This window comes from Comamonas resistens (assembly GCF_030064165.1).
In the GTDB taxonomy this organism is placed as follows: domain Bacteria; phylum Pseudomonadota; class Gammaproteobacteria; order Burkholderiales; family Burkholderiaceae_C; genus Comamonas; species Comamonas resistens.
In genome coordinates this window covers 3,539,164-3,563,814 of sequence record NZ_CP125947.1, presented here as the reverse complement: position 1 = coordinate 3,563,814, position 24,651 = coordinate 3,539,164, and the positions used below count along the sequence as shown (strand labels likewise).

At 64.3% G+C, this 24,651-nt stretch carries 15 protein-coding genes; 7 read left to right on the top strand and 8 right to left on the bottom strand.

From position 1 onward, the window contains the following. The first annotated feature begins 100 nt into the window (after positions 1 to 100). Genes QMY55_RS16550 through QMY55_RS16540 form a run of 3 tightly spaced genes read left to right on the top strand, consistent with a single transcriptional unit; the run spans position 101 to position 2,466 of the window. A complete protein-coding gene (locus QMY55_RS16550) occupies positions 101 to 1,003 on the top strand; it encodes a glutamate ABC transporter substrate-binding protein (RefSeq protein ID WP_283485255.1) in 903 nt (300 codons plus the stop codon). A 3-nt stretch (positions 1,004 to 1,006) separates the two neighbouring features. Next, entirely contained in the window at positions 1,007 to 1,669 is a 663-nt protein-coding gene (locus QMY55_RS16545) for an amino acid ABC transporter permease (protein ID WP_283485254.1), read from the top strand. Beyond that, positions 1,666 to 2,466 (top strand): amino acid ABC transporter permease, encoded by an 801-nt coding sequence (locus QMY55_RS16540; RefSeq protein WP_283485253.1) that lies wholly within the window; start codon positions 1,666 to 1,668, stop codon positions 2,464 to 2,466. The genes QMY55_RS16545 and QMY55_RS16540 overlap by 4 nt, the downstream gene beginning before the upstream one ends. Before the next feature lie 88 nt (positions 2,467 to 2,554). On the opposite strand, the gene QMY55_RS16535 is transcribed toward QMY55_RS16540, so the two are convergent. Further along, positions 2,555 to 3,442, bottom strand: coding sequence for a LysR family transcriptional regulator (locus QMY55_RS16535; RefSeq protein WP_283485252.1), 888 nt, complete (start codon positions 3,440 to 3,442; stop codon positions 2,555 to 2,557). A 108-nt stretch (positions 3,443 to 3,550) separates the two neighbouring features. Here QMY55_RS16535 and QMY55_RS16530 point away from each other — a divergent pair, with 108 nt between their 5' ends. The 4 genes from QMY55_RS16530 to QMY55_RS16515 all read left to right on the top strand — a co-directional run bounded on the left by QMY55_RS16530 (position 3,551) and on the right by QMY55_RS16515 (position 10,589). Then, the gene (locus QMY55_RS16530; protein ID WP_283485251.1) at positions 3,551 to 5,257 is read left to right on the top strand and encodes an acyl-CoA dehydrogenase family protein; all 1,707 of its coding nucleotides are present in this window, start codon (positions 3,551 to 3,553) and stop codon (positions 5,255 to 5,257) included. 100 nt (positions 5,258 to 5,357) lie between these two features. Further along, the gene (locus QMY55_RS16525; protein WP_283485250.1) at positions 5,358 to 6,353 is read left to right on the top strand and encodes a Bug family tripartite tricarboxylate transporter substrate binding protein; all 996 of its coding nucleotides are present in this window, start codon (positions 5,358 to 5,360) and stop codon (positions 6,351 to 6,353) included. Positions 6,354 to 6,390: 37 nt separating this feature from the next. Then, positions 6,391 to 7,524 (top strand): CaiB/BaiF CoA transferase family protein, encoded by a 1,134-nt coding sequence (locus QMY55_RS16520; protein ID WP_283485249.1) that lies wholly within the window; start codon positions 6,391 to 6,393, stop codon positions 7,522 to 7,524. 167 nt (positions 7,525 to 7,691) lie between these two features. Then, positions 7,692 to 10,589: an aconitate hydratase gene (locus QMY55_RS16515; protein ID WP_283485248.1), complete on the top strand. Its 2,898-nt coding sequence runs from the start codon at positions 7,692 to 7,694 to the stop codon at positions 10,587 to 10,589. A 164-nt stretch (positions 10,590 to 10,753) separates the two neighbouring features. Here QMY55_RS16515 and QMY55_RS16510 read toward each other — a convergent pair whose 3' ends face one another. From QMY55_RS16510 to QMY55_RS16480, 7 genes are all read right to left on the bottom strand, one after another. Then, on the bottom strand, positions 10,754 to 18,238 hold the full coding sequence (locus tag QMY55_RS16510; protein ID WP_283485247.1) for a DUF4347 domain-containing protein: 7,485 nt from the start codon (positions 18,236 to 18,238) through the stop codon (positions 10,754 to 10,756). A 63-nt stretch (positions 18,239 to 18,301) separates the two neighbouring features. Continuing rightward, positions 18,302 to 19,159 carry a sulfotransferase family protein gene (locus QMY55_RS16505; protein WP_283488993.1) on the bottom strand — a complete coding sequence of 286 codons (858 nt, stop codon included), beginning with the start codon at positions 19,157 to 19,159 and terminating at the stop codon, positions 18,302 to 18,304. Between the two features lie 5 nt (positions 19,160 to 19,164). Continuing rightward, positions 19,165 to 19,680 (bottom strand): adenylyl-sulfate kinase, encoded by a 516-nt coding sequence (cysC, locus tag QMY55_RS16500; protein WP_283485246.1) that lies wholly within the window; start codon positions 19,678 to 19,680, stop codon positions 19,165 to 19,167. Positions 19,681 to 19,925: 245 nt separating this feature from the next. After that, on the bottom strand, positions 19,926 to 20,786 hold the full coding sequence (locus QMY55_RS16495) for a plasmid replication/partition related protein (RefSeq protein WP_283485245.1): 861 nt from the start codon (positions 20,784 to 20,786) through the stop codon (positions 19,926 to 19,928). A gap of 155 nt (positions 20,787 to 20,941) precedes the next feature. Next, positions 20,942 to 22,330 carry a prephenate-dependent tRNA uridine(34) hydroxylase TrhP gene (trhP, locus tag QMY55_RS16490; protein WP_283485244.1) on the bottom strand — a complete coding sequence of 463 codons (1,389 nt, stop codon included), beginning with the start codon at positions 22,328 to 22,330 and terminating at the stop codon, positions 20,942 to 20,944. 62 nt (positions 22,331 to 22,392) lie between these two features. Beyond that, positions 22,393 to 23,898, bottom strand: coding sequence for a TIGR01777 family oxidoreductase (locus QMY55_RS16485; RefSeq protein WP_283485243.1), 1,506 nt, complete (start codon positions 23,896 to 23,898; stop codon positions 22,393 to 22,395). A gap of 7 nt (positions 23,899 to 23,905) precedes the next feature. Next, complete coding sequence (locus QMY55_RS16480) at positions 23,906 to 24,544, bottom strand: DUF4166 domain-containing protein (RefSeq protein ID WP_283485242.1); 639 nt, start codon at positions 24,542 to 24,544, stop codon at positions 23,906 to 23,908. Positions 24,545 to 24,651 lie beyond the last annotated feature (107 nt).

Sequence of the window (24,651 nt, the reverse complement as noted above, 5' to 3'; positions counted from 1 at the left end):
CGTATTGTGTGCACAATGGTGCCAAGCTCGGGCGAGCGGCTCGCGCCATGCCATAGCTGCTTTATATTGATTCGCGTCACAGACCATCGAAGAAGACCGCATGTCGATCAAATCCATTCTGAAATCCACCGTGGCTGCACTGGCACTCGTCACCGGTGGGGCGCTTTTCGCACAGGGCGCGCCCATCAATGCAGCGGCCTATGACGCTCTGGTTGCGCAGGGTCCTGTTGCCGATGCGGCGACCATTGCATCCAGCACCTGGGCCAGCAAGATCAAGAAGGCCGGAACGCTACGCTTCGGCGGTGTGCAGACCTCGAATCTTTTCTCGCTGCTCAACGAGAAGGACGGCAAGATCCGCGGCTTCGATGCAGGTCTGGCCCAGCTCATCACTCGCTACATTCTGGGTGATGCTGCCAAGTATCAGTTCACGCAGGTGACCTCGTCCACGCGCGAGCAGGTGCTCATCAACAATCAGGTGGACATGGTCTTCGCCACCTACTCCATCACCCCCGCTCGCGCCGAGAAGATCTCGTTCGCCGGCCCCTACTACACGTCGCAGTCCGGGGTGCTGGTCAAGGCGAACAACAAGATGGTCCAGTCGTACAACGATCTGGCTGGCAAGAAGGTCGCCACACAGGCTGGCTCCACAGGGCCCGCGATACTGGCTCAGTACGCTCCCAAGGCTGTCGTGCAGGAGTTCCAGACGCACCAGGAAGCCCTCGATGCGTTGCGCCAGGGGCGCGTGGATGCCTACGTGACCGATTACACGCTGCTGCTCAACGCCCTGAGCCTTGGCGCCAGCAATGCGCGGCTGGCGGGCGCGCCATTCGGTGCGCAGGACCCCTACGGCGTTGGATTGCCCAAGGGCTCGGACGGTGTGGCCTTTATCAATGCCTTCCTGAAGAAGCTGGAGGCCGACGGTACCTGGGCCAAGCTCTGGACCGTATCCATCGGGCAGCGCACCGGCAGCACGGCCGTTCCGACGCCACCCGCGATTCCTTGAGCGATGGGGGATGTCTCTCGGCTCCTGGCCGACTACGGGCCTGCCTTCGGGCAGGCCCTGTTGCTGACGTGGAAGCTCACGATTGTGTCGTTCGTACCCGGCTTCTTGCTGGGCGTGGTCGTGGCGGTGCTTAGGCTGCTGCCATTGCCGCCGCTGCGTTTCGTCCTGAGCATCTATGTCGAGATCTTCCGCAACATTCCCAGTGTGGCGCTATTGATCTTCATCGTGTTCGCGTTGCCCGATCTCGAGGTCGTGATCGACTATGAACCCAGCGTGATCCTGACGTTGACGCTGGTCTGCTCCGCGTTCACGGCAGACTACCTGCGCTCGGGCATCAACACCATTCCCGGCAGCCAGATTGAGGCCGCACTCAGCCTCGGCATGCGGCCGATGCAGATTATTTCTGCCGTGGTATTGCCGCAGGCGCTGCGCTCGGTGGTACAGCCCATGACCTCGCTGCTCATTGCGCTGATGTTGTCGACTTCTTTGGCGTCGCAGCTGCCGTTTCCTGGCCGCGAACTTACCGCACTCGTGTCCAAGATCGCCAACGACTCGGCAGCCGGCATTGCCGCGTTCGCCGTGGCTGCAGCGATGTATGTAGCGACTGGTTTGCTCATTGCCTGGGCCGGTGCTGCGCTGGAAAAGAAAGCGCGGATATTGCGATGAGCCGCTCTCTGGAAGACATTCTGTTTGCTGCGCCAAGCCCCCAGGCCCGGACTGTCACACGGGCCCTGAGCGTGATCGCCGTAGCTGTGCTGCTCCTGCTGGTTGCGGCCGTCGTGCTCCGCTTCCATTCAGCAGGGCAGCTTGATGCCCAATATTGGGGATTCTTTGCCTGGTCGACGACCTGGAGCTTTCTCGCCAAAGGCCTGCTCGGCACGCTGGCATCGGCGGCGATGGCCGCCGTCATTGCGCTGGCCCTCGGGCTGCTGTTGCTGGTGGGGCGTCTGTCGCGACTGAGGCTTGTGCGTTGGCCTAGCATTGCAGTCATCGAGTTTCTGCGTGGCACGCCGACGCTGCTGCTCATCTATGTGTGCTTTCTGGTGCTGCCGTCAGCCGGGATCAAGCTGAGCACCTATTGGATGCTGACCTTGCCCATAGGCCTGAGTACCGCCGCCGTGGTCGCCGAGGTCTACCGCGCTGGCGTGCTTGCCGTACCCCGCGGCCAGACCGATGCAGCGCGAAGCCTGGGGCTGACCGAAGCCCAGGCTTTTTTCTTTATCGTTTTTCCCCAGGCCCTTCGCTACATCGTTCCGGCACTGGTCGCGCAACTGGTCATTGTGGTCAAGGACACCACTTTTGGCTACGTCGTCACCTATGGTGAGCTCATGCAGAACGGCAAGGTACTCATCGCCAACTACCACTCGCTGGTGCCCGTATACCTTGTTGTGGCGGCGCTTTACTGCCTTGTGAATTACGCTATATCAAGAGCGAGCAAACGGCTTGGCCGGCCTATGCATTGACCGCCATCGGTCTGCTCATTGATGTCTTCCGCGCTAGATGGCGATCAACGCCGACCAGTACCCGCACTTGAGGCTCGATGACCTGAGGTCAGAGCTCGGCCACGGCCTGCTGCAGGCAGGCCAGCAGCGCCTGCACCAGCGGATTGGCCGGCGTGCGGCGCCACATGGCCAGCATCTCGGACGAGGGGTGTGAGCCCAGCAGAGGGCGGAACACCAGGCGCGGCATGCCCACGCGTTCCAGTGCCGCGGGCACCAGCGCCACGCCCTGGCCCAGCGAGACCAGCGAGATCACCGACAGCCAGTGCCGCACCTCGTGCCTTACCTCGGGCGCGAAGCCGTGGGCCAGGCACATCTCGTAGATGCGCTGGTGGTAGGTGGGCGAGACCAGACTGGAAAACAGGATCAGCCGGTCGTTCCTGAGTTCGGCCAGGTCGATGGCTGCGCTGGCATGCAGCGCATGCTGCTCGGGCAGGCAGACCACGAAGGGCTCTTCCATGATGAGCTGGCTGGCAATGCCCTCGGGCGGCTGTATGGAGTGGACCAGGGCCATGTCCAGCCGCATCTGCTGCAGATCCAGGATCTGCTCGGCGCTGTTGGCCTCCAGCATGTCCACGCGCACCTGGGGGTGGGTTTGCTGGAACTGCTCCAGCGCCTGGGGCAGGCCGCGGTACAGGCTGGAGCCGACAAAGCCCAGGCGCAGATGGCCGCGCGTGCCCTGGGCCACATCGCGCGTTTCTTGCGCGGCCTGCCGGCTCAGCGCCAGCAACTGGCGCGCCTTGTCCAGCAGATGCTCTCCGGCGGCCGTGAGCCGCACGCCCTTGCTGCTGCGCTCGAACAGCTGGGCCTGCAGCTCTTGCTCCAGCTGCCTGATCGCCACGGACAGCGGCGGCTGCGAGATCGACAGCCGCTGGGCCGCGCGGCTGAAGTGAAGCTCTTCGGCCAGTGTGACGAAGTAGTGCAGCAGCCGCAGTTCCATGGTGTTTTTGATATTAAAAAAGTATGGAGAAAGATTTTAATAATATTTGAAGCGAATACATGAGGGTGCTGAAATTTGCGGCAAACGAATTCAGCAGGAGACGCTCGCATGTCCGCCAACGATAAGACCCAGATGCACGCAGTGGCCCAGGCCTCCCATATTGCGGCTCACCCCGTGCCAGACCGCCACGGTGCCAATTTCTACGCCACCGACTCTGAGCTGCAGTCGTTGCTAAAACTCTATCTGCCGGCCGATTTGCTGGCTCATCTCCAGCCCTATCTGCGGCGCATGGGCGAGCTGGCCGGCGGGCGCATCGACGAGCTGGCCGGAATTGCCGACAGGAATCCGCCCGCGCTGGAATACCGCACGCGCGCTGGCGTGGACAGCCAGCGCATCATCAAGCACCCGGCCTATGAGGAACTGGAGCGCATTGCCTATGGCGAGTTCGGCCTGCAGGCCATCTCGCACCGCGATGACATGCTGGGCTGGCAAGGCAAGATGCCGCCCATCGTCAAGTACGCGCTGACCTATCTGTTCGTGCAGTCGGAGTTCGGTCTGTGCTGCCCGCTGTCCATGACCGATTCGCTGACACGCACGCTCAAGAAATTCGGCACGCCCGAGCTGGTCAACAAATACCTGCCGCAGCTGCTGTCGCTGGACTGGGATGAACAGGCGCAAGGCGCCATGTTCATGACCGAGCAGGCCGCCGGCTCGGACATCGCCAACACGCTGACCATGGCTGCCCCGCAGGCCGACGGCTCGTGGCACCTGAGCGGCGACAAGTGGTTCTGCTCCAACCCCGATGCCGAGTTCGCCATGGTGCTGGCCCGCGTGGAGGGCGGGGCGCCGGGCATGAAGGGCATTTCGCTGTTCCTGCTGCCGCGCACCCTGGACGACGGCAGCGCCAACCACTACCGCATCATTCGCCTCAAGGACAAGCTGGGCACCAAGTCCATGGCCAGCGGCGAGATCCGCATGGACGGCGCCGTGGCCTATCTGGTGGGCGAGCAGGGCCGGGGCTTCGTGCAGATGGCCGACATGGTCAATAACTCGCGCCTATCGAACGGCGTGCGCTCGGCCGGCATGATGCGCCGCGCCGTGGCCGAGGCCGAATTCATCGCCCATGAGCGCATCGCCTTCGGCAAGCGCCTGGAGCAGATGCCGCTGATGCAGCGCCAGCTCGACAAGCTGCGCGTGCCTGCCGAGCAGGCGCGCACCATGGTGTTCCAGACCGCGCAGACGCTGATGCGCTCCGATGCGGGCGAAGAGGGCGCCTATCCGCTGTTGCGCATCCTCACGCCGCTGATCAAGTTCCGCGCCTGCCGCGATGCGCGCAAGGTGACCGGCGACGCGATGGAGGTGCGCGGCGGCTGCGGCTACATCGAGGAGTGGAGTGATCCGCGCCTGGTGCGCGATGCCCATCTGGGCTCGATCTGGGAAGGCACGAGCAATATCGTGGCGTTGGACGTGATCCGCGCCATCAGGCGCGAAGGCTCGCTGCCGGTGCTGCAGCAGCACCTGCGCGGCCTGCTGGATCAGGCCAAGCTGGTGCCCGGCTACCGCCAGGCCCTGCAAGACGGCCTGGCCCGCGCCAGCGCCTTGGCCGAGAAGGCCGCGCAAGATGGCGGCGATGTTCTGGCCCGCCAGGCCGCCACGGGCCTGTACAACTGCACTACGGCCATCGCCATGGCCTGGGAGGCCGTGCAGACCGGATCCAACGAGCGCCTGCGTCTGTCGCAGCTGGTGCTGCTGCACCGCGTGCAGCCACGCGATCCGCTGGCGGCGGCCGAGATGCCGCCTGCTTGGCAAGAGTGAATCAATGAATAAAACGGCTCTGGCGCAATACAGACAAACGCCAGTAGCTATGTATTTTGAAAGCCAACATCGATTGGCGTACCCACCAAGGAGACAAGTCATGAACATCAACCGTCGCCTGCTGGCCGGATCCATCGCGGTCGCCAGCGCAGCCCTGTGCCTGGGCATCTCTTCGAATGCCGTGGCCGCGGAGAAATTCCCCGAGCGCCCCATCATGTTCATCGTGCCGTTCCCGCCCGGCGGCCCCACCGATGCCATGGCCCGCATCCTGGCCACCGAGCTGACCAGGGAACTGGGCCAGAGCGTGATCGTGGAGAACAAGGCCGGCGCCGGCGGCAACATCGGCGCGGACTACGTGGCCCGCGCCAAGCCGGACGGCTATACGCTGATGTTCGGCACCTCGGGCCCGCTGGCCATCAACAAGCCGCTGTATAAGTCCATCAGTTACGACCCGCGCACCAGCTTCACGCCCATCATCTACGTGGGCTACCTGCCCAATGTGCTGGTGGTGCGGCCCGATCTGGGCGTGAGCAACGTCAAGGAGCTGATCGCACTGGAAAAGAGCAAGCCCGGCAAGCTCAACTTCGCGTCTTCGGGCAACGGCGCCTCGTCCCATCTGGCGGGCGTGCTGTTCAACGGCATGGCCGGCACCCAGCTGCAGCATGTGCCCTACAAGGGCACGGGGCCGGCGCTCAACGATCTGCTGGCCGGTCAGGTGGACATGACCTTCACCGACATCCTCACGGCCATGCCCTATATCAAGGCCGGCAAGGTCAAGGCCCTGGGCGTGGCCACGGCCCGGCGCTCCAGCGCCATGCCCCAGATCCCCACGATCGCCGAACAGGGCCTGGCCGGCTATGACGTGAGCGTGTTCTTCGGCGTGGTCGGCCCCAAGGGCATGGCTGCGGACCGGGTGGAGCTGCTCAACCAGGCCTATGCCAAGGCGCTGGATTCCGAGAACGTGAAGAAGGCATTTGCAGCCCAGGGCCTGGAGCGCGGCGCGGATACCAAGCCCGCCTATCTGGCCGGCTTTGTGAAGACCGAGCTCGACAAATGGAGCGAGGTGGTACAAAAGGCCGGCGTGAAGCTGGATTGATGCAGCCGTGCCCCGTCCACATGGAGAAATCCCTCGCATGAACACACCTCTTTCCCCTGGCGCGTTGCAAGGCGTCAAGGTGCTGGACCTCTCGCGCATCCTCGGCGGCCCCTTCTGCGGCCAGATCCTCGGCGACCATGGCGCCGACGTGCTCAAGGTGGAGCCGCCGCAGGGCGACGACACGCGCACCTGGGGGCCGCCGTTCAAGGATGGCGTGGCCTCGTACTACTTTGGCCTGAACCGCAACAAGCGCATCCAGTTCCTCGACCTGTCCGCGCCCGCAGGCCAGCAGCGCGTGCGCGAGCTGATGGCCGAGGCCGATGTGGTGTTGGAGAACTTCAAGGTCGGCACCATGGAGAAGTGGGGCATAGGCTACGAGCAGATGCGCGAAGAGCTGCCGCACCTGGTCTGGTGCCGCGTCACGGGCTTTGGCGCCGACGGTCCGCTGGGCAGCCTGCCCGGCTACGACGCCGCCATCCAGGCCATGGCCGGCATCATGAGCATCAACGGCGAGGCCGATGGCGAACCCTTGCGCGTGGGCCTGCCGGTGGTGGACATGGTGACCGGCCTGAACGCCACCATAGGCGTGCTGCTGGCGCTGCACGAGCGGGGGCGTAGCGGCCGGGGGCAACTGGTGGATGCCTCGCTCTACGACTCCGGCCTGTCGCTGCTCCATCCCCATGCTGCCAACTGGTTCATGGGGCGCAAGGTGCCGCAGCGCTCGGGCAACGCCCATCCCAACATCTATCCCTACGACGTGTTGAGCACGGGCGGCGCGCCCATTTTTCTGGCCGTGGGCAACGACCGTCAGTTCCGGCTGCTGTGCAGCCATGTTGGCCGGGAGGCGCTGGGGCAGGATGAGCGCTTTGCCACGGCGGGCCAGCGCTCCGTCCATCGTGCCGAGCTCAAGCCCTTGCTGGAGCAGGCGTTTGCGCAGCTCGATGGCGTGACGCTTGCCGACGAGCTGATGGCCATCGGCGTGCCCGCCGCGCCAGTGCTGGACGTGCAACAGGCCCTGGAGCATCCACATACCGCGCACCGCGAGATGGTGGTGAAGATGGGCGAATACCAGGGGCTGGGCGCTCCGGTCAAGCTCAGCCGCACGCCGGCCAGCTACCGCTTTGCGCCTCTGAGCGAGGGCCAGGATTTTCTGCCGGACAGCGACTGCTGAGCTTTGTTTTTCGTGACTGTGGCCCGCCTAGTGCGGGCTTTCTTTTTTGCCCCGATGCGAGCAAGGTTTGCGTTGCCGGCGTTGCCGCACAAGCTTTTCGCGGGCATTGTGTGCACAATGGAACACAAAAGCGTTACCCCTGTGTTCTGTCCATGGAGAGTCTCACGATGTCGCATGCTTTTGCCAAAACCCTGAAGTCCTTTGAACTGGCCGAGGGCAAGAAAGGCAAGTTCTATTCGCTGCCCGCACTTGCCAAGCAGTTTCCCGAAATCAACCGTTTGCCGGTGTCGATCCGCATCGTGCTGGAGTCGGTACTGCGCAACTGCGATGGCAACAAGATTACCGAGGAGCATGTGGCCCAGCTGGCGCGCTGGAAACCCAAGGCCGAGCGTGTCGATGAAATTCCATTTGTCGTCGCGCGGGTGGTGCTGCAGGACTTCACGGGCGTGCCGCTGCTGGCTGACCTGGCCGCCATGCGCAGCACGGCCGCCAAGCTGGGCAAGAAGCCCAAGGCCATAGAGCCGTTGGTGCCCGTGGATCTGGTGGTGGATCACTCCATCATGGTCGACTACTTCGGCACCAAGAAGGCGCTGGACCTGAACATGAAGCTGGAGTTTCAGCGCAACCAGGAGCGCTACCAGTTCATGAAATGGGGCATGCAGGCTTTCGACACCTTTGGCGTGGTGCCGCCGGGCTTTGGCATCGTGCACCAGGTCAATCTGGAATATCTGGCACGCGGCGTGCATAAGGCCAAGGGCGATGTCTACTACCCCGACACGCTGGTGGGCACCGACAGCCACACCACCATGATCAACGGCATTGGTGTCGTGGCCTGGGGTGTGGGAGGCATAGAGGCCGAGGCGGCCATGCTGGGCCAGCCCGTGTACTTCCTCACGCCCGACGTGGTGGGCTTCGAGCTGACCGGCCAGTTGCGTGAGGGCGTGACGGCCACCGATCTGGTGCTTACCGTCACGGAGCTGCTGCGCAAGGAAAAAGTGGTCGGCAAGTTTGTCGAGTTCTTTGGCGAAGGCACGGCCAGTCTGGCGCTGCCCGACCGCGCCACCATCGGCAATATGGCGCCTGAATATGGTGCAACCATGGGCTTCTTCCCGGTGGACGACAAGACCATCGAGTATTTCAAGGGTACGGGCCGCACCAAGAGCGAAATCCGGGCATTCGAAGCCTATTTCAAGGCGCAGAAGCTGTTTGGCGTGCCCAAGGCCGGCGATATCGACTACTCCCATGTGGTCAGGCTGGATCTGGGCTCGGTCGCGCCGAGTCTGGCCGGGCCCAAGCGTCCTCAGGACCGCATAGAGATCGGCCATGTGGCTGGCAAGTTCAGCGAGTTGTTCAGTGCACCTGTGGCTGACAATGGCTTCAATCAGGCGTCTGAGCGGCTGGCGCAGCGCTATCGCGTTGCCTGCGACGGCGGCGAGCCGGCGGGCGAGGCGCCGGCGCTCAAGCCGGGCCAGCAGCGCTCGGTCGTGGAGATGGTGGGCAACCGGCCCACGCTGGAAGCCATGCAAGGCGACAGCGCCGTCTGCGAGCTGCCCGAAGGCGACGACAAGGCGCTGAGGATCGGCAATGGCGATGTGCTGATCGCCGCCATCACCAGCTGCACCAACACCTCCAACCCCAGCGTCATGCTGGCGGCCGGCCTGCTGGCCAAGAAGGCGGTAGAGGCCGGCCTCAAGGTTCAGCCGCATATCAAGACTTCGCTGGCACCGGGCTCGCGCCTGGTCACCCGCTATCTGACCGAGGCCGGCCTGCTGCCCTATCTGGAAAAGCTGGGCTTTGCCGTGGCCGGCTACGGCTGCACCACCTGCATCGGCAATGCGGGCGATCTGACTCCGGAGATCAATGCCTCCATCATCCAGAACGATCTGGTCTGCGCGGCGGTGCTGTCGGGCAACCGTAACTTCGAGGCGCGCATTCACCCCAATATCAAGGCCAACTTCCTGGCCAGCCCACCGCTGGTCGTCGCTTATGCGATTGCCGGAACAGTACTCAAGGACCTGATGACCGAGCCTGTCGGACAGGGCAAGCGTGGCAAGGATGTCTATCTGGGCGATATCTGGCCCAGCAGCGAAGAAGTCCATGCGCTGCTCAAGCACGCCATGAACGGCAAGGCTTTCCGCAGCAACTATGAACAGGTGGCCAGCGAGCCCGGCAAGCTCTGGGAAAAAATCCATGGCGTGACTGGCGCCACCTATACCTGGCCGGAGAGCACCTATATTGCAGAGCCTCCGTTCTTTACCGATTTTGCTCTGGAATTGAAAGCGCCAGCCGCTGATGCAGCAGGCGCTGCAGGCCAAAAGGACTCTGATACCTATGCCGTGCACGGCGCGCGCGTGATGGCGCTGTTCGGCGACTCCATCACCACCGACCATATCTCGCCTGCGGGCTCCATCAAGGAGTCCTCGCCAGCAGGCAAATGGCTGCTCGAGCATGGCGTGAAAAAAGCCGATTTCAACAGCTACGGTTCGCGCCGAGGCAACCACGAGGTGATGATGCGCGGCACTTTTGCCAATGTGCGCATCAAGAATCTGATGATCCCCGCGGCCGCCGACGGCTCACGGGAGGAGGGCGGCGTCACGCTGTATCGTGACGACAGCGGCAAGACCGAGAAAATGGCCATCTATGACGCGGCCATGAAGTACCAGGCCGCGGGCCGCGCCACCGTGGTGCTGGCCGGCGAGGAGTACGGCACGGGTTCCAGCCGCGACTGGGCGGCCAAGGGCACGCAGCTGCTGGGCATCAAGGCCGTGGTGGCGCGCAGCTTCGAGCGCATCCATCGCTCCAATCTGGTGGGCATGGGCGTGCTGCCGCTGCAGTTCAAGGGCAATGACAGCTGGCAAAGCCTGGGCCTGACGGGCGAGGAGTTCATCGATGTGATCCCGGCCGCCGACCTGGCGCCGCAAAGCGATGCCCAACTGGTGATCACCAGGCCCGATGGCAGCAAGAAAACCGTGACCGTGAAGCTGCGCATCGACACGCCCATCGAGGTCGACTACTACCGCCACGGCGGCATCCTGCCTTATGTGCTGAGGCAGTTGCTGGCTTGACAGGCTTTGAGCGGTAAACTAACAAAACGCTGGTATGGCTAATGTCAGCCCGCTAAGACTGAGGGGCATCTCAATGCGCTAAAAGGCAACGTGTTTACACGTTGCCTTTTTCATTGTCAAGGGGAGGGCTCTTGCATCCCTCCAGCAGATCCTCCTTGTCTCTCTCACATCGGCGTATACATCAGCCCTTGCTCCAACACCCCGACCAATTCCACTGTCGGCTGCTCCAGCAGGCGCTTTGCCGCAGCGCCTGCCAACTCTCCCACCGTCATCTGCCCATTCGTTAACAGATCCACGAATGGCTGCAGTTGCTGCGCCGTCCCCGCACTGCCCATGGCATGGCTCCATAACCATTGCACTGTCTCCTGGGCCGTAAAGGTGTGTCCCTGCTGCGCTTGCACCTGGCGCATCGCTGCCTCACCAATGTCCTGGGCCTGCATGCCAAAGTCCAGCGCCGCCAGTCCTTCGCCGGCCCAGACCCGATTGCTCAGTCCCTGCGCGCCCAGCGTCACCGCCAGCAGCGCCGCCACTGTGCCTGCAGCACCTTCGGTATCCAGTGCCACACTGACGTCCTGGAAGTGAAGTCGCTCAATACTTTGAAGGTCGGCCATGGCTCCACTGCCCAAGTGAGTGCCTTCCCAGTGGCCATCACCCAGACGTTGCAAATGCAATTCTGTCGACTGGAAACCATAGGTCAAGGTATCGAGTCCTGAACCACCTTGCACCAGTTCGGGAGTGACGTTCATGCGCACGATCTGAGGGTTGTTCTGCCAGCCGGCAATGAGTTCTTCGGCGCTGTGCCCTTGCAACTGCGCTGCAAAAGGACCACGCAGCACGGCTTGGGCAATCTCCAGGGCGCTGAGGTGACTGTTGAGCTGTCCTTCTGCGCCTTCTGCGGGCGTCAAGTCCCGGTGCAGCCAGCGGGTGACGATATGCGCCAGTGCCGCCTCGGCGTTGCTGGCAGCCACGTACAGACTGGATCCGTTGTCGAAGCGAATCATCTCCACGGACTTGAAGTGGTCCACCTCGCCCGTGCCTTTGTGCGTGAGCACCAGTGAGTCCCCTTCACGGCTAAGCGCATAGTCCTGCAAGCTGCCACTTTGCAAGGCTCGATCCCATCCCAGGCCGCCATCGAGACGGTCATTGCCCGTGCCGCCTGAGAGGGTGTCGTTGCCAGAGCCGCCGAAGACGATGTCGTCGCCGGCATCGCCGAAGATCTGATCATTGCCGCCGAGGCTGCCGACGGTGTCATTGCCGCCGCCGCCGTGCAGCACATCGTCGTCGGCGCCCTGCACCATCCATTGGGCCGCACCATCGCCAGCAGCCATGTTCTGGCCTGCACCTCCGATCAGACGAACATTCCCGGCTACTGCGATGAAGTCGACGTTGTCGATCTGGATGACGCTGCCGCTGGGCAGGCCACGGGCATCCAGAATAATGGCTTGTTTGCCATCTTCGGGCCGGGTACTGCCGTGGACGATGATAGGCACGGCAGGATTGAATCCTGTGCCCGATGTCAGAGTGATGGCTTGAACGAACAGGGCCTCATTCGGGTCCATGGTCGCAAAAAAAGTTTCTCCACTATTGACGAGGCTGTTATCTTGCCCGGTCTGTGCATTGATGCGCTGAATGCGCAGGCCCAGTTCAGCCAAGGCTGCTTCGCCGCTGCTGCCTGTGGGCAAGCCTTCGGCCACCACGCCCACACCGATGGGCAGGCCCACTTCAAGGATGGGTTTGCCGTCCGGGGCAGAGAGGACAGGAATGTCCGCCAACTCGCTGTTGGGCGTGCTGGGGTCTTCTGGGCGGTTGGACGTAATCACGGGGATCGTGGTGATGACAGTGCCCCCAGTGCCCGGCGTGGTCGTAACAGTGGTGCCGTCGATGATGACTGGCGGGGAGGGGGGCTGTGGGGAAGGAGGCTCTGGGGCTGGCGGTTGGGGGGCCGGAGGCTGCGGCGGAGCCGGTGCATCGATCTTCACCCCGTTGGTTGCAGCAATGCCGTGCAGACCCAGCTCAGCGTTATTACCCGCCTGATCCCGCAGCACTCCCCCGTGGGCTTGCAGAGCGCCCACCGTGATGCCCGTCAGATCGACTTGGCCTGAGGCAACAACCATCTGGAAGACTAGGCTGGTAGTGCCGCTACCGCTGATGTAGTTGGCGTAGGCAGTGCCGCCAGTGTCAAGCGCAATCGTCAGACGTGGGGTACCGCCTGTGGTATCCACCGCGACGGCTTCAGCAAAATTCACGGTGAAATCCAGCGTCTGGCCCAAGGTGTAAGTGGCGGCCGTGGGCACATCCACCGATGTGATGGTCGGGGCCACGCCGTCGATGACGATGGCGGCATTGGTGCTCAGGCTGTCCGCCGCGCCGGGCGTTGGTAAGGCGGTGAACGCCGGGTTGCCCAGACTGACGCTGGCGATGGAGGCCCCGTTCAGTGACAGCGCGGCGGAGCCGACGTAGTCGAGGTCGGTGCTGTGGTCGCCGGCCTGCACCACGTAGGCGAAGGTCAGCGTGTTGGTGCCGCTGCCGCTCACGTAGACGGCGAGGCGGTCGTTGGCGCCGGTTTCCAGCAGCAGGGTAGGCACGCCGCCGGAGACGGTCACAGCCTGATCGTAGGTGATGGTGATGTGGACGGTGTCGCCCATTTTGTAGGCACCGTTAGCGCTGCTGCTGGCCACACCGGTGATCGACGGGTTGGGTTGAGCCACGTTGATCAGGATGGTGTCGGTATCGGTCTGACCACCGCCGCTGCCCGATTGGCCGAGGTCGTCGGTGGTGATCTGCACCGAGGCGGGGCCATAGTAGCCGCCGGTGGGGGCGAACGACAGGCCGGCCAGGGCGTTGTTGATGTCGCTGAGGGTGCCTTCGAGCACCATGGTGCCGTCGCCGGTGCCGGAGCCGACCAGAAAGCTCACGCCGCTGAGGCTGCCCAGGGTGAGCAGGCCGTTGCTGGCGGTGAGGGTGACGCGCATGGTGCCGCCGCCGACGTCCACGTCGGCGATCGACAGCGCGTTGCCGTTGCCGGTGCTGAACATCAGGGTGCCGTCCTGCAACACGCTCTGGGTGCCCGGCACGCTGTTGACCGGGGCGTCGTTGACGGCGGTGATAGTAAGGGTGACGGTGGTGTGGTCGGTCTGGCTGCCGCCGCTGCCGGTGTTGCCGCCGTCGTCGATGGTCACGTCGAGCACTACGTTGCCGGTGGCGTTGGCCGCGGTGGTGTAGCCGACCGCGCCGCCGGTGACGAAGGCGTTGATGTCGGACAGCGTGCCGCTGAGGCTGAGGGTGTCGGTGCCCGAGCCGAGTACGGTGACGCCGGACGCGTCGGTGGCGCTGAGGGTGCCGCTGCCTGGCACGACGCTGAACTGCACGCTCACCGTGCCCAGGCTGGCATCGACGTCACTGAAGCTGATGCCGCTCAGCGCGCTGGTCACGTCCTCGGTGACGGCGATGGACGAGGGCGCGCTGACATGCGGCGCATCGTTGACCGGGGTGATGGCGATGGTGACCGTGCCGCTGCCGGTCTGTGCTGCGCCGCCGGATTGGCCGCCGTCGTCGATGCTGGCGGTGAGGGTGACGCTGGTGGTGCTGTTGGCCGCACCCAGGAACTGCACGGCGCCGCCGGTAATGAAGGCGTTGATGTTGGCGATCGAGCCCGACAGCGTCAGCGCGCTGGCGGTGCCACCAATGGTGACGCCGCCGCCGCTGGTGGCGGACAGAGTACCGCTGCCGACCGATAGAGTGACGGTGACACTGGCGCTGCCGGCGTCCGCGTCGGCGAAGCTGATGCCGGTGATGGCGGTGGCGGTGTCCTCCGCCGCGGTCAGGCTGGCTGGCATCGACACGGTCGGCGCGTCGTTGGTGGCGGCGACGGTGACGGTGCGGTCGGTGCCGCTGCTGTCGCTGTTGCCGTCGTTGACCTTGAAGGTGATGGTGCGGTCGAGGCTGGATGGGGTATCCGAGCTGTTACTGTAGGTGACGCTGCGCAGCGCGGCTTGCCATTGGGCGGCGGAAGCGCCGGCGGCCGAGGTCAGCGTCAGGATGCCGGTGCCGCTGTCGTAGCTGGCGACGATGTCACCCATGGTGGCCGGATTGTTGGTGAAGGCCAGCACGTCCTGACTGCCGAGGAAGTTGCCGCTGATCGCTACCGTGGCGCTGGAGAGCTGCGGCGAATCGCTGTCGGACACGGTGAGGCCGCTGTCGATCACCACCGGTGTCGAGGTCACGTTGTTGCCCTCGACGAAGGTGGCGGCGCCGCCGCTGGTGGTGATCACCGGCGCGTCGTCGATGGCGGTGACGGCCAGGGTGGCGGTGTCGGTGGCGGTTGAGAACGGGTTGGCACCGCCAGTGGCGCTGGCGTCGACCTTGGTGCCCTGCTGGCCGACGGTGGCGCCGCTCTGGTCCCAGGCATGGTAGGTCAGGCTGACGTTGTCGCCGTTGATGCCATCGGGCACGAAGCGTACCCGGTCGCCGCTGCGCAGCAGCAGTGCCGAGGCGTCGGAGACCGCGCCGACGTTCTGCCAACTGGCGCCGCCGTTGGTGCTGTATTGCCAGGTGCCGGTGCCGGAGGTTAGGCCGGTGAGGGCGATGCCCTGCACCGCGCTGGTGTCCGCATCGGTGACATGGCCGCTCAGGAAGCTGGACACCGCCACGCCGAGGTTGTTGGTGTCGGAATCGGTCAGGCCGGTCAGCGTCGGGCCGACCGGGGTCAGCACCGGGGCGTCGTTGACGCTGCTGACGGTGAGCGTGGCCTGCGCGGTGCCGCTGGAATACGCGGCGCTACCGCCGTTGGTGCTGGTGTCGGCGGTCATGCGCGTGCCGTTGGTGGACGCAGTGCCGAAGCTCTGGTCCCAGGCGCGGAAGGTAAGGCCGGCCGCGCTGCCATTGGCGCCATCCGGCACGAAGTGCAACTGGGTGGTGCTGGACAGTAGCAGCGCGGAGTTGTTGGAGACAGTGCCGACGCCGGTCCAGTTGACGCCGTCGGTGGAGTATTCCCAGGTGCCGCCGCCGCTGCTGCCGGTGATGGCGATGCCGCCGGCGGGGCCGTCTGGGTCGGCGTGGGTGGTGCTGCCCAGCAGGGTGGCGACGGTAACGGCGGACGAGGTGGTGTCTTCGTTGGTGCCGGCCCAGGTGTAGGGGCCGCCGGACAGCGTCGGCGCGTCGTTGACGCCGGTGACGGTCACTTGCGCGGTGACCGCGGTGGAGGTGGCGCCGCCGCTGTCGGTGACGGTGAAGTTGATCTGGCGGGTGGTGTCGCTGCCGCCGGCGGTGGGGTCGTCCGAGGACGAGGAATAGGTGACCGAGCGCAGCGCGGCCTGCAACGCGGCCTGCGAGCCGCCGCCGCTCAGGGTCAGCACGCCGGTGCCGCTGTCGTAGCTGACGGTGAAGCCGTTGGGCGCACCGACGGACAGCACGTCGCCGGCACGAAAGTCGCTGACGGTGACGGTGGCGCCCTGGAAGGTGGTGCTGTCCACGTCGGCCAGCGTCAGGCTGCTGCTGAGCACAGCGGCGCTGCCGCCCTCGGTGTAGCTGGCGTTGCTGTTGGCCGGGCTGAGCGTGGGCGCGTCGTTCACCGCCACCACGGTGACGGTGACGGTATTGGTGGTGGTGGTGGTGTAGCTGTCGCCGTCGTAGACGGTGACGCTCAGGGTGCGCGCCGACGCGGTGGGGTTGTCGACGTTGCTGTTGTCGTACACCAGGTTGTGCAGCAGCGCTTCGACCGCGGCCGGCGTGGCCGAGGCCGAGTTGAAGGTGATCAACAGATCGTTGCTGCCGCTGCCGCCGGTGAAGGTGCCGATGGCGACGCCGCCATAGGTGATGGTGCTGCCGCTGACGCCGATCTGCCCGGCGCCGGTGCCCTGGTTACGGATCGACAGCAGGTCTTCGGCGGTGACGCGGTTGGTGGTGATCGACACTCGCACGCTGCCGCCGTTGAAGTCGGCCGAATCGCCGTCCGACACCGTGGCATTGCTGCCCAGGTCGATCAGCCGGGCGCTGTCGCCCTCGGTGAAGGTGACGCTGTCGCCTTGCAGGCCGCCCAGCACGGGGGGCGCATTGGGCACGTAGCTGGTGTTGAGCGCGCCGCCGTCGTTGTAGATGCCGGTGACCGCGGCGGGGCTGGGGCCGGGCGAGCCGGTGCCCAGTTCCTGGCCGCCGGCGCCGCTGCCGGCGCCGTTGTTGGTCATGGCCGCGTTGTTGGCCGTGGTGATGTTGAAGATGCCCTTGTTCCACACCGCGCCGACGCCGCGCCCGCCGGCGCCGCCGTTCTGGTTGCCCAGCGAGCCGCCAGCGCCGCCGCCCCCGCCGCCGCCGCCAGCGCCGAGGTTGTTGTTGATGATCGAGTTGCCGATGACGTTGATGGTGCCGCCAACCGCGTTGTAGATGCCGCCCGCTGCTGAGCCGCCGGCGCCGCCGGTGGCGTCGGTGCCCAGGCCGCCGCCGCCGCCGCCGATGCTGATGCTGCCGTTGGTGGCGGTGCCGCCCGTGCCGCCGGTGGAATAGCCCAGGTAGCTGCCGCCGGCGCCGCCGACGCCGGTACCGCCCTGGCCGCCCATGCCGGGGAAGGCGCTATCGGCGCCGCCATGGCCGCCCTGGTTGGCGCTGCCGCTGCCGCCCAGATTGTTGGAGACGCCCGATTCGCCGCCGCGGCCGCCGATGCCGCCGCCCAGCGCGCCGCCGCCGCCGCCGCCGCCGCCGTCATAGGCGAAGTTGCCGCCGCCACCACCGCCGCCGGCCGCCGCGTTGGCAGTGACCGAGGTGTTGAGCAGGGTGAGCGTGCCGGCGTTCCAGATGCCGCCGCCGAAGGCGTTGGCGGCGGCCAGGCCGCTGCCGGCATCGCCGCCGTCGCCGGACACCAGGCCACGGGTGATCACCAGGCCGTCGAGCATCACGTTGCTGCCGGCCTGCACCTGGAGCACGCGGCTGTGGTAGTTGGCGTCCAGGGTCACGTCGGCGACGCCGTCGTTGTTGAGGTCGCCGTCGATGGTGATGCCCTTGTTGATGACTAGTTGGCCGGTGGTGAGGCCGACGGTCATGCCGCTGCTGAAGGTGATGGTGTCGCCGGTGATGGCGCCGGCAATGGCGTTGCGCAGGGTGCCGACGCCGGTGTCGGCGTTGCTGGTCACAGTGAGGGTGGCCAGGTTGTACTGGTACGCTGCCTCGCCCAGGGCCGAGAACACCGGGGTGCGGTCAATGGTGCCTGTGCTCACCTCCAAGTCCCAGTCGCCACCCGCGCCGGTGCGGTTGCTGCTGGCCGCTACGTCGGCCCCCGTGAGCGCGGCCAGTGCGCTGACGAACTGCGCGCCCTCGCTGCCCTGGGCGGTGTTGCAGGCATAGACCAGCAGGTCGCCATCGGCCGTGAGCCCCTGGCCCAGGGCAGCCAACTGGGCCTGTACCTCGGGCCGCTGCAGCGCGGTATTGTCCAGAAAGGTGCTGCCCAGCCAGAGCTGCCCCGCGCTGCCGTGGGCGATGACCTGCACCGAGCCCACATCGCCGCGCTCGCCCAGCGCTGCGGCCATTTGCGCCAGACCGTCTTGGCTGGCGTCGAGGTAGACCACTTGGGTGCCAGGTTGGAGCCCTTGCAGCAGGGTCGCGGCGTCTTGCACACGGCTGTCGATGAAGACGATGTCATGGGTAGCGGTGCTGTCGGTCATGGCGTTCCTTGGGGTATTTTTTGGCTTCTAGCGCCCTGCTGACGGGCGCAAGAAGCTATGAATTCAATAGCTTTCCCGGCGCGGTGGAGGGCAGGGGGCCGGCTTGGCCGTGATAACGTTCGCCCGGCTGCGGCTGCCGTCTTGCCAGAAGCTCAGGCGGCTGTACTGCTCGAACAGGTCGGGAGGCAAGATGGTTTGTCGTGCCTGGAATGCCACACTGCTGCGCACCTTATGCAGGCCGTGCAGACCCAGGGCGTCGTCGAAGTCCGGAGCGTCGTAGCGCACATTGCCAAAGTCATGCCCAAACTCTGGCTCGCCCAGGAACTGGTAAATGAGCGGCATGACTTTCTCAGGCGCCTGGGCCAGCAGGTCGTAGTCCACCACCAACAGCGATGCGGCGTGCTCGCCATAGAAAGCTTCCTTGAGAGCAGCCCAGGGGTAGCCGACCATGCGGTTGCGCTGCGCCAGGGTGTCCACGCGGCTGTAGACGGTGTTGCGCTCGGTGTCGTCGTTGAACAGGCGCGTGGTCTCGTAGGGGTTAGCGCGGTAGCGGCGCTCGATGCTGTCCATGACCCAGGCCACGTTGCGCACGCAGGCGATGAGCCTGGCGCCGGGGAACAGGTCTATGAGCAGGGGCAGGTGGGCGCTCCACATGCGGTTGGTGTCGAACACTGCGCTCTTGCCCGCCTGGGCTTGGTCTGCGTAGTAGCTGTCGAACAGGCCGCGCACAAGGCGGCGGCGCTGCTCCTTGCTGACAACAGGGCCGAACTCACTGCCTGCGCTCAATTGATTGATCATGCTTTTGAACAGGCTGCCCACGGGGCTGGTCATGCCGGCGTGGAAGCGCGGGTTTTGCAGCAGCAGGGCCGACAGCAGGGTGGAGCCAGAGCGGGGCAGGCCGGTGATGAAGTGGTAGCGCATTGGGGTCAAATGGCAAGAATTTGTAGCACAGCCTGCGATATCTCAGTGACGTTGGTATCGAGGTGCAAGGCGGGACTGAGTGGAGGCTCGTAAGCCGACTGCACACCGGTCATTTGCGTCAGCTGACCTATCTCTGCACGCTTATACAAGCCCTTGGGATCGCGCAGCATGCAGATCTCCAGCGGTGTGTTTATATAGATTTCCTTGCAGCGCTCTTTGCCGATCAAGGCCAAGGCGGCATCACGCTCTTTCGCCGCAGGAGAGATCATCGCGACCACGGCATGAATGCCGTTGGCATTGAGGATGCGTGCCATGTGAGCTGCACGGCGGACATTTTCCGCACGACTGGCACTATCAAAGCCGAGATCTTGGCTCAAGCCGCTGCGCAACTCATCGCCATCCACGACGCAGACTGCTTCAGCACGGTCGCGCAGCTCTTTGGCAAGAGCCTGCGCCAAAGTGGTCTTGCCGGCACCTGATAAGCCGGTTAACCACCAAGTCGTGGTTGTATGAGAAGGCATATACAAGAGGTATGAGATTGTCAATAAATGTAATTAACTGTGAATCCTATATGTATGGCACACACCTGTGCAATCACTGATTTCAGGTATTTGGAAGAGGCTGTTCTATGACTTGAGTCTTATCTGAGGCAACCATTGGTACACGATGAGCATCCGAAACGATCTATTGCTAGCGCAACCCAGGCATGAAAAAGGCGAGACCTCGGTCTCGCCTTTGGGTTTTTTTGGCTTTCGGCAGAAGGAGATCAGCCTTGCTCGGCCAGCAGTTCCTGCAGCGTCTTGACCTGCATGCGCAGGCGCTCGTTTTCAGCTTCCAGCTCAGTGACGCGGGCCTGCAGCTCTTCGGGGCTGGCGGCTGGCGCGGCTTCTGCCGATTCTTCGGTTTCGGGCTTGGCGGCCTTGGGCTTTTTCTTGGCGTCGCGCACGCGCTTGGCGGCCTGCTTGAGCGCATCGGCGCCTTCGGCGGCCACGGCCTGCTGCTCTTCCTCGGGCAGGGTGGCGACCACGGCTGCGGCATTGAGCGAGAGTTCGCCGGCCTTGACCGCTGCCACGACTTCGGGCGCGGCCTTTTCCTGGATGGTCTCGATCATCTTGACCTGGCCGGCCGACAGGCGGGCGGCGCGGGCCAGGGCTTCACGTGTGTCCAGTGCCTCGTCGGGCACCTTGGCCACGCTGGCCAGAGCCTGGGCCACCACGGGGTCGGTCTCGCCTTCCCTGGGGGCTTCCTCGCTGGCCGGCTGGGCGGCCTTGGCGGCGTTCACGGCAGCGGCTGCTGCAGCGCGTCGCTCGGCAATGATCTCGCGCTTGCGCAGCGCCAGCACGCCGCGCTGGAAGTCGGAGACCGAGCGGCGGCCCAGATGCTGGTCGATCATCCACAGATGCACGTCGTCCATGTTCTTGAACTGCGTGGCCTGCACGGTGTTGTAGGGCAGGCCGTGTTTCTGGCAGATGCCGTAGCGGTTGTGGCCGTCGATGAGCAGATCGCCCCAGACCACCAGGGAGTCGCGGCAGCCTTCGGCGAGGATGCTGCGCTCCAGCGATTCGTGCTCGTCCGGGGTCAGAGGGTCGATATAGGCCTTCAGGCCTTCGTCAATCTTCAGTTCCATGTGTGTTCTTTAAATTGAGGAGCTGCTTGCGCTTGTTGGTATTCGCTTTCAGCATGAAATCAATGTGAATTCAAGACGGGGCGAGCGAAAGCAGCTATAGACAAAAGAGCAACGCCCCAGCGAATGGGGCGTTGGAAAAGCAAAGCCGGTCGAGCTTACAGCAGTCGCGAAATCAGCGCACCTTCCACAGGGCCTTCCAGCGGAATGCGCACGCGCACGGGGTTGCCTTGTGCGACTTCCACGGGCTGGCCTTCGAGGTTGAACATCTTCTCCAGCTTGACCTGGCGGTTGCCCTGGGGATGAATCACTTCGATGGTGTCGCCGACGGCGAAACGGTTCATGGTTTCAATCTCGGCCATGCCGTCGGCATAACCGCGCACCGCGCCCACGAAGTGGCTGCGCTGCAGCACGCTGTGGCCGGTTTCGTAGTTCTGGTAGTCATTGGCAGGGCGGCGCTCCAGCAGGCCGCCGGTATAGCCGCGATTCGCCAGGCCTTCGAGTTCGGTGATCAGATGCGGGTTGAACGGGCGACCGGCCACGGCGTCGTCGATGGCGCGGCGGTAGGTCTGGGCCGTGCGGGCCACGTAATACAGGCTTTTGGTGCGGCCTTCGATCTTGAGCGAGTCCACGCCGATCCTGGTCAGGCGCTCGACATGCTCCACGGCGCGCAGGTCCTTGGAGTTCATGATGTAGGTGCCATGCTCATCTTCCATGATGGGCATCATCTCGCCGGGGCGGCCTTTTTCCTCGAGCAGATAGATGGCATCGGCCTTGGGATGGCGCTGCTGGTCGCCGCAGGTGCTGGTGAACTGGTTGTCCAGATCGTTCTTGGCTTCCTCGAAGTTGAAGCCGTTTTCCATGGTCTGGCCCAGCGCCTCGCCGGTGTTGGGGTCCACGGCCGCGTCATGCGTCTTGTAGTCCCAGCGGCAGGCGTTGGTGCAGGTGCCCTGGTTGGGGTCGCGGCGGTTGAAGTAGCCCGACAGCAGGCAGCGGCCCGAGTAGGCGATGCACAGCGCGCCGTGCACAAACACTTCCAGCTCCATGTCGGGGCATTCCTGGCGGATCTTCTCGATCTCGTCCAGGCTCAACTCGCGCGACAGGATGATGCGCGAGACGCCCATCTTCTGCCAGAACTTCACGGTGGCGTGGTTGGTGGTGTTGGCCTGCACGGACAGGTGGATTTCCTGCTCGGGCCACTTTTCCTTGACCATCATGATGAGCCCGGGGTCGGCCATGATCATGGCGTCGGGCTTCATGGCGATGATGGGTTCGATGTCGCGCAGATAGGTGCGCACCTTGTCGTTGTGCGCAATCAGATTGCTGGTCAGGAAGAACTTTTTGCCGCGCGCATGCGCCTCGGCAATGCCTTGGCCGATCTGCTCCAGGCGGAATTCGTTGTTGCGAGCGCGCAAGCTGTAGCGCGGCTGGCCGGCGTAGACGGCGTCGGCACCAAAGTCGTAGGCGGCGCGCATCTTGTCGAGCGAGCCGGCAGGCAGCAGCAGTTCGGGGGCTTTGAGGGTCATGATGGCGCTATTGTCCTGCATAGCGCTTTTCACCACAGATTGATATGGCGCTTGAAAAGTGCTGGGCAGTGGGTTGGGAGGTGTCAAGAGGCCTCTTGATAAAGCGCGACCGGCGCCGCCTGCTCTGAAGTTGGATGCGCCAGAACCGCCAGGGCGCTCTCCAGACTGGCGTGGGTAAAGCGGTAACCGCTGGCCAGCGCCCGCGTTGGCACGGCGTTTTGCCCACACAGCAGCAGTTGCGACATCTCGCCAAGACCCAGGCGCAGCGGCCATGCAGGCAGGCGCAGCCAGGCATTGCGGCCCAGAGATGCGGCCAGTGCCCGCGTGAAGCCTTGCTGGCTGGGCATTTGCGGAGCTACTGCATTGAGCGGGCCTTGCACTGCGGGCTCGGCCATGGCGTGGGTAATCAGGCCCAGTACATCGTCGCGGTGAATCCAGGGCATGACTTGCCGACCCGTGCCCAGTGTCGCGCCCAGGCCCAGACGGGCGGCAAAAGCCAGAGCCGGGTAGGCCCCCCCATCCTTGCCCAGCACAATGCCGGGGCGCAGACAGACCACACGAATGCCCATGTCCTGGTTTTGCAGCGCAGCCGCTTCGATCGCGACGCATAGCTCGGACTGAAAGCAGCCGGATTGGGCAGGCGCACTCTCTGTCAAAGCATCGTCGTTGTCAGGTACGCCGTAATAACCCACGGCAGATGCGGTGATCAGCACTTCGGGTTTGCGCTCCAGCCGCTGCATGAGCTGGCGCAGTTGCCGGGCAATCTCCAGGCGGCTGCCTACCAGCAATTGGCGGCGGGCTTGGGTCCACGGTGCGCCCAGAATACCTGCGCCAGCCAGGTTCACCACGGCGTCGATATGTGTTTCCGACGGAATATCGTCCAGTCGGTCCACGCACCACACCATTGGCCCCAGAGCAGCGCGGGCCTGGAGCGGATCGCGGGTCAGCACAATCACGCGGCGGCCTTCACTTAGCAGCTTTTGCACCAGCGCCGTACCTATGAAACCTGTACCACCGGTCACCAGCACGGTCAATCGGCCAATCGCTTGCGCCCGGGCCTGCGGGTTTGCGGGCGGATCCATCAGGGGGGCGACCATGCGCCCCAGTTCACGCACGGCAATGGCATTGCGTACGCTCCAGGCCAATACGCCGATGGAGGCCACGCTGAATAGCCAGGACCACAGACCATAAGAGGTCAGCATCAATGCCGAGGGGCGCTGCGCCGCTTGCCAGAACAAGGGGGCAATCACACCCAGCAGCAGGCCGTAGCTGACAGCCAGCACCGTGTGCAGGGCGCGCTCCAGCGGCGGGAGCTTGCGGCTGCGGTCTTCCTCCAGAAAATCGGCAATGGTGATGAACATTTCCACCAGCAGCAGGCCCGCAGGCAGCATGACCCACCAGCCTTGCCACTGGACCCAGGCAAGCCCGGCAAACAGCAGGCCATAAATGGCCTCACGCACAGAGTGCAGGCGCAGTTCGTGGCGGGCGGATATGCGCTGCGGCAGTCTGGCCTCCAGTTCGTGGTGCCAGAAGTTGTCAAAAGCACCGACCAAGGCTTGAAAGCTCATGACGGCGAAAACAAGATGCATGTTCATCTCATGACTCCTTGGGGTCGTGAAAAATCCCGGTTTGGTGAAAGGTGTGGCCCCATAGCGGGTGCTTCATGTCCAGCGTGAAGCGAAAGCAGCCCGGGCCTTCGTCGCGGTGTTCCACGCGGCAGGTGCCGGGGGTCAACAGGCTGGGCACCCGCAGGCGCCAGCGACCCAGCAGCAGAAAGTAGTGGCGGCTGTAGAAGACCAGGGCACCTTCCTCCACGCAGACCTCAAGTCGCATGGAAAGGCCGCCGTCCGTGCATTCATCGAGCCCGCCACCAGGTCCCAGCCGTTTGGTGGATCGCACGCACTGGCTGCCTGTCTGGCCGGCTTGGCCCAGATGCCGTTCCCAAATCACGCCGCCTTGTCCATCGCTCAGAACGTTGACCGTGGCTGCCACCGGGTGTTTGCGCCTGGCTGCCAGCGGGCTGCCAAACAAGCGGGCAATAGCGCCAAACACGCGGCCAATCACAGAGGCCTGCAGTTGCAAGCTGCCGTGATAGGCGACATCTCCATGCCCGGCGGCAAAGCGCTTGCGTATGGCGGGCGAGAGTTGCTGCCAGGCCGCAACGCCCGCCAATAGGGCGAAATCCAGCTCTGGCTGAGCGGTAGCGCCTGCAGTGGAGTGGGGTGTGGTGTGCATGGCTATAGCTACGCAGCAACCGTGCCATTTTCTAGTGCATTGATTTCATTGAATTATTTTTATGACCTGTAAACGTCGTATACAGGTTGGGGCAGTTTGCTATCGCA